Genomic DNA, 630 nt, shown 5'->3' on the forward strand with positions numbered 1-630 from the left:
GGGTTCCAAGAAGACTTTGAATCACAAGAACTAACCAATGAGTCAATCGGTGTGGATGTTGGTTTAAAAGAGCTGTTTGTAGCTTCTAATGGTACGAAAGAACGAAATATAAACAAAGACGCCAAGGTTAAAAAACTTTTGAAAAGGAAAAAGTCAGCGCAAAGAGATATGTCTAGGAGATTTAAAAAAGGTGTGAAAATTCAATCTGCTGGATATGAAAAAGCAAAAATCGAGCACCTGCGGTTATCTAGGAAAATTATGAATATCCGAAATAACCATATCCATCAAGCAACAGCTAAATTGGTGAAAACCAAACCAATGAGAATTGTTGTGGAAGACTTATCTATCTCAAACCTGTTAAAAAACAAAAAACTATCGAAAGCATTTTCCTCTCAAAAATTATACTTCTTCTTTCAATGTTTATCATACAAGTGCGAGAAGTATGGCATTGCGTATGTAAAAGCTGATAAATGGTTCGCCTCAAGCAAGATTTGCTCATGTTGCGGCGTAAAATACGACCATTCAGTTCAACCAGAAGGACAGTGGAGTTTAAAAATACGTGAGTGGTGTTGTGCTTCATGCAATAGCTATCACGATCGGGATGTAAATGCTGCGATAAATTTATCAAGA

General features: G+C 36.2%; 1 protein-coding gene. It reads left to right on the forward strand.

The window, feature by feature from the left end; genetic code table 11:
- Nucleotides 1–630, forward strand: a 630-nt coding sequence (locus ACTFRN_RS28035; protein ID WP_438907719.1) for an RNA-guided endonuclease InsQ/TnpB family protein, incomplete at both ends; no start/stop codon positions are given.

Origin of the sequence: Bacillus cereus group sp. MYBK245-2 (genome assembly GCF_051916145.1) — a bacterium.
GTDB lineage: Bacteria > Bacillota > Bacilli > Bacillales > Bacillaceae_G > Bacillus_A > Bacillus_A pacificus.